The organism is Aeromicrobium sp. PFPM2_SD2 (assembly GCF_057364525.1).
Genome location: NZ_JBNFNZ010000169.1, coordinates 1 through 4,841 on the forward strand (window position 1 = coordinate 1; position 4,841 = coordinate 4,841).

The 4,841-nt window shown below is 73.6% G+C and carries 6 protein-coding genes; 2 read left to right on the forward strand and 4 right to left on the reverse strand.

Annotated features, from left to right (window positions below; genetic code table 11):
- The 4 genes from AC2W7G_RS09165 to AC2W7G_RS09180 form a co-directional block, all read right to left on the reverse strand.
- On the reverse strand, window positions 1-432 hold a 432-nt coding region (locus AC2W7G_RS09165), incomplete at its 3' end, for a pyridoxal-dependent decarboxylase (RefSeq protein WP_485868162.1).
- On the reverse strand, window positions 429-1,751 hold the full coding sequence (locus AC2W7G_RS09170; RefSeq protein WP_485868163.1) for an MFS transporter: 1,323 nt from the start codon (window positions 1,749-1,751) through the stop codon (window positions 429-431). The genes AC2W7G_RS09165 and AC2W7G_RS09170, both read right to left, overlap by 4 nt.
- 51 nt (window positions 1,752-1,802) lie before the next feature.
- The gene (locus tag AC2W7G_RS09175; RefSeq protein ID WP_485868164.1) at window positions 1,803-3,236 is read right to left on the reverse strand and encodes an alpha,alpha-trehalose-phosphate synthase (UDP-forming); all 1,434 of its coding nucleotides are present in this window, start codon (window positions 3,234-3,236) and stop codon (window positions 1,803-1,805) included.
- 9 nt (window positions 3,237-3,245) lie between these two features.
- Complete coding sequence (locus AC2W7G_RS09180) at window positions 3,246-4,238, reverse strand: Gfo/Idh/MocA family protein (protein WP_485868165.1); 993 nt, start codon at window positions 4,236-4,238, stop codon at window positions 3,246-3,248.
- Between the two features lie 109 nt (window positions 4,239-4,347).
- On the opposite strand from AC2W7G_RS09180, the gene AC2W7G_RS09185 reads away from it, so the two are divergent.
- Both AC2W7G_RS09185 and AC2W7G_RS09190 read left to right on the forward strand, forming a co-directional pair.
- The gene (locus AC2W7G_RS09185; RefSeq protein WP_485868166.1) at window positions 4,348-4,635 is read left to right on the forward strand and encodes a DUF3263 domain-containing protein; all 288 of its coding nucleotides are present in this window, start codon (window positions 4,348-4,350) and stop codon (window positions 4,633-4,635) included.
- A gap of 13 nt (window positions 4,636-4,648) precedes the next feature.
- The coding region (locus AC2W7G_RS09190; protein WP_485868167.1) for a hypothetical protein at window positions 4,649-4,841 on the forward strand (193 nt) is incomplete at its 3' end.

Below are 4,841 nucleotides of genomic sequence, written 5' to 3' on the forward strand. Positions count from 1 at the left end.
TCGCACCGGGTCGACGGGCACGGCGACGCGCTCGACCCCGAAGTAGTGCGCGGCCTTGGCGAACGCCGCGTGCGCGGTGGTGGGCACGACCATGACCGGACGCGCGACCTCCGGGTGGGCGTCGCGGGCGGACTGCACGGCCAGCAGCACCGACTCGGTTCCGCCGGACGTCACCGTGCCCACGACCGAGTCCGGCCCGCGCAGCAGGCCGCGGGCGAGCCGGACGAGGTCCCGCTCCATGGCCAGCAGGCTCGGGAAGGCGGTGGGGTCGAGCCCGTTGGTGGACGCGAACGCGGCCAGCGCCTCCTGGGCCAGCGCGTCGACGTCGGCCAGCCCGGAGTCGTAGACGTAGGCGAGCGTCCGGCCGCCGTGGGTGGGCAGGTCGCCGGCGCGCAGCTCCTGCAGCCGGGCACGGACGGCGTCGTGGTTCATCGGGGCTCCTCGTCGAGGCGGTAGCGGCGCAGCCAGAGCAGCCCGGCCAGCACGAGCAGGGCGGGCACGACCGAGAACCCGACCGCGATCGCGTCCAGGGCGCTGTCGGGCTGGACGGCGTCCCCGTCGGTGGACGAGACGTACCCGCCGAGCGACAGCACGAGCGCGAACAGGCCCGGCCCGAGCGCGAGGCCGAGCGTCTCGCCGGCGGTCCAGATGCCGGTGTAGACGCCGACCCGGTTCTCGCCGGTGCGCTCGGCGTCGCGGGCGGCGGCGTCGGGCAGCATCGCCATGGGGAACACCTGGGCCCCGGCGTAGCCGATCCCCACCAGCACGGCGGCGGCGTACGCCCACCCGGCCCCGCCGGTGCGGGTGCTCAGCAGGGCCAGGGCGCCGAGGGCCAGCAGCACCGACGCCAGGACGTACCCCGAGCGCTTGCCCCGCGTGCGGGCGTACCGCTCCCACAGCGGCGTGACGACGATCGCCGGCCCCACGAACGCGGCGAACAGGAAGGTCGAGGCCGCCGACGACTCCAGCAGGTCGTCCGCCACGTACGCGACGCCGGCCAGCAGGGCGCCGATGCCGAGCGCCTGCACCACGAAGCAGGTGAGCAGCGCCCGGAAGTCCGGCGCGCCGGCCACCACCCGCAGCTGCTCGCGCAGCGTGCCGGACGCCTTCTCGGCGCGGGTCTGCGGCGCGTTCCGGGTGCCCCACCAGGCGCCGACGACGCCCAGGGCCAGCAGCACGCCGACGTAGACGCCCATGAGCCGGTAGCCGGTCGTCGTCGGCTCGCCGCCGACCGAGTCGACCACCATCGGGGCGGTGGCGCCGCTGAGCAGGATGGCCAGGGCCAGCACGGCCACGCGCCAGGTCATGAGCCGGGTGCGCTCGGCGTAGTCGTCGGTCATCTCGGCCGGCATCGCGACGTACGGCACCTGGAAGAACGCGTACGCCGTCGCGCAGGCCAGGAAGGCGAGCACGACGTACGTCCCGCCCAGCCAGGACGGCGAGGTCGGGCCGGCGAACAGCAGCGCGAAGCAGACGGCCAGGGCGAGCCCGCCGCGCAGCAGGAACGGCCGGCGCCGTCCGGCCGGGTGGGTCGAGCGGTCGCTGAGGCGTCCCGCGACCGGGTTGAGCACGACGTCCCAGGCCTTCGGCACGAGCACGACGACACCGGCCAGGACGGCCGCGATGCCCAGGTGGTCGGTCAAGTACGGCAGCAGGAGCAGGCCGGGCACGGTGCCGAACGTGCCGGTCGCGACGCTGCCCAGCGCGTAGCCGCGGCGGACCGACGGCGACAGCGGCTCGGTCGTGGTCATGCGCCGGAGGCTAGCGGGACCCCGGCGTCACCGGCCGGTCCCGCGCCCCGGTCAGGACACGTCGGCGGGCCGGGTGGGCTTGTCGTGCGTGCGCACCTGGGTCAGCTCGTCCAGGAAGGTGCGCGCCCAGCGGTCGATGTCGTGGTCCATGACGTGGCGGCGCATCGCCTTCATGCGCCGGCCGTTCTCGCGCTCGTCGGCGGTCATGGCCTGCAGCATCGCCGACTTCGTGCCGTTGATGTCGTAGGGGTTCACGAGGTAGGCCTGCTTGAGCTCGGCGGCGGCGCCGGCGAACTCGCTGAGCACCAGGGCGCCCTGGTCGTCGTAGCGGCAGGCCACGTACTCCTTGGCCACGAGGTTCATGCCGTCGCGCAGCGGCGTGACGACCATGACGTCGGCGGCCCGGTAGAGCGCGGCCATCTCCTCGCGCGGGTAGGACGCGTGCAGGTACTGGATGGGCTGCTGGCCGATCTTGCCGACGTCGCCGTTGATGCGTCCGACCAGCCGGTCGATGTCGTCGCGCAGGAGGCGGTACTGGTCGACCCGCTCGCGGGACGGGGTGGCCACCTGGACGAACACGGCGTCGTCGACGTCCACCGACCCGTCGCGGATCAGCTCGCCGAAGGCACGGATGCGCTGGCGCAGGCCCTTGGTGTAGTCGAGCCGGTCGATGCCGAGCAGCACCTTCTCGGGGTCGCCGAGGCTGGCGCGGATCTCGGCCGCACGCCGGGTGACCCGTTCGGACCGGGCCAGCTCCTCGAAGCCCTGGGCGTCGATCGCGATCGGGTACGCCTTGGCCAGCACCGCGCGGCCGTCGGGCAGGTAGACCATGTCGCGGTGCGTCTTGTGCCCGACGCGCTGGCGCACGAGCCGGACGAAGTTCTGCGCCGCACCGGGGAGCTGGAAGCCGACCAGGTCGGCGCCGAGCAGCCCCTCGAGGATCTGGCGGCGCCACGGCAGCTGCTGGAACAGCTCGGTGGGCGGGAAGGGGATGTGCAGGAAGAACCCGATGCGCAGGTCCGGGCGCAGGTCGCGCAGCATCGTCGGGACGAGCTGGAGCTGGTAGTCCTGCACCCACACGATCGCGTCCGGCGCGGCCTCCTCGGCCGCCCGCTCGGCGAAGCGCCGATTCACGGTGACGTAGGCGTCCCACCACTCGCGGCGGAAGGCCGGGGGAGCGACGACGTCGTGGTACAGCGGCCACAGGGTGGCGTTCGAGAACCCCTCGTAGTACTCCTCGACCTCCTGGGCCGAGAGCGGCACCGGCACGAGGTGGAGGCCGTCGTCGTCGAACGGCTCGAGCGTCTCGTCGGGGGCGCCGTGCCAGCCGATCCAGGCGCCGCCGTGGCTCTTCATCACCGGCTCCAGGGCCGTGACCAGCCCGCCGGGGGACTTGCGCCAGGCGACCGTCCCGTCCGCGAGCACGTCGCGGTCGACGGGAAGCCGGTTGGCGATCACCACGAACTCTGCTCCGGACGACGCCATGGCCCGACCCTATCGACTCGTGCCGGCGCCCGCAGCGGCGGCGATCTGGGCCCGCATGGCGTCCATCTGACCCATGATGTCGACGGTCGCGTCGAGCGGCAGCAGCGCGGACTCGGTGTCGCCGCGGCGCAGGCAGTCGGCCACCTCGGCCACCTCGTGCGCGTAGCCGTACCCGGTGACCGGGGCGGTGAGCGTCTCGACCTCGCCGTTGCTCGTGTAGGTGGCGGACGTCGGGTGGTGCATGGGGGCGTTGACCTCGATGCGGCCCTCGGTGCCGGCGATGGACGCGCGGCTGTCGGACTGGGCGACCTGCGACCACGAGATCGTCGCGACCGCGCCGGAGGGATAGGTGAGCGTCGCCCCGCCGGACAGGTCGAACCCGTTGGCGGCCACGACGCCGTCGGCGGTGATCCGCTCGGGGGCGCCGAGGAAGAGGTTGGCGAAGGTGAGCGGGTAGATGCCCACGTCGAGCAGCGCGCTGGCGCCCAGGTCCGGGTCCCACAGGCGCGACTTGCCGCCGGCGACGAAGCCCAGGTCGGCGCGCAGCTGGCGGACCTCGCCCAGCGCCCCGCTCTCGACGAGCTCGAGCACGCGGCGGATGAGCGGGTGCACCCGCATCCACATCGCCTCGGCCAGGAACAGCTTCTTCTCGCGGGCCGTCTCGACGAGGCGGCGCGCGTCGGGCTGGTCCATCGTCAGGGCCTTCTCGCACAGCACCGCCTTGCCGTGCTCGAGGCAGAGCAGGGCGTCCTCGAGGTGGCGTCCGTGCGGGGTGGCGACGTAGACCACGTCGACGTCGGGGTCGGCGGCCAGCTCCTCGTACGAGCCGTGGGCACGGGCGACGCCGAAGCGGTCGGCGAAGGCCCGGGCGGACTCCAGCCGGCGCGAGCCGACGGCCGCCAGCTCGTTGCCCGGGACGAGGGCGACGTCGGCGGCGAGCTTCTCGGCGATGGCGCCGGTGGCGAGGATGCCCCAGCGCACGGGGGTGGTGTCGGTGGTCACCGGCCCAGTATGGCCACGGGGGCTGGCCGCGGCACGCCGGGCGCCCGCACCGGATCTCGCCACGCCGAGTGAATGACACGCCTGTCATTCATGCCGTACCATCGTGCGCATGAGCGCTGTGGAGAAGGCCGTGGTCGAGCCCACGACGTCGCTGTCCGAGCGTGACCGCGAGATCCTCGCGATGGAGCGTCAGTGGTGGAAGTACGCGGGGGCCAAGGAGCAGACCATCCGCGAGAAGTTCGACATGTCCGCCACCCGGTACTACCAGGTGCTGAACGCGCTCATCGACACCGAGGAGGCCCTGGCCTTCGACCCGCTGCTGGTCAAGCGCCTGCGCCGCGTGCGCGAGCAGCGTCAGCGGACGCGCTCCGCCCGCCGCCTCGGCTTCGACGTCTGAGGCTGAGCCTGCGGTGGACCATCGCCGGACGCCGACCCGTCGTGCGGTCATCCTGCCGAGCTGGCTGATCGTCGCCACCGTGGCCCTGCTCGTGGCCGGCGCCGCGTACCTGCTCGTGTCCGTCGTCGTCGACGACGAGGCCGAGCGAGCCGCCCCGGCGCCCACGCCGTCCGCGACCGCCTCGGCGACCACCGCCACCCCCGTCC

What these genes read in the sequence shown, in the direction of transcription:
- AC2W7G_RS09170 (WP_485868163.1), bottom strand. Translation starts at nt 1,751, where the DNA reads ATGACCACGACCGAGCCGCTGTCGCCGTCGGTCCGCCGCGGCTACGCG.
- AC2W7G_RS09175 (WP_485868164.1), bottom strand. Translation starts at nt 3,236, where the DNA reads ATGGCGTCGTCCGGAGCAGAGTTCGTGGTGATCGCCAACCGGCTTCCC.
- AC2W7G_RS09185 (WP_485868166.1), top strand. Translation starts at nt 4,348, where the DNA reads ATGAGCGCTGTGGAGAAGGCCGTGGTCGAGCCCACGACGTCGCTGTCC.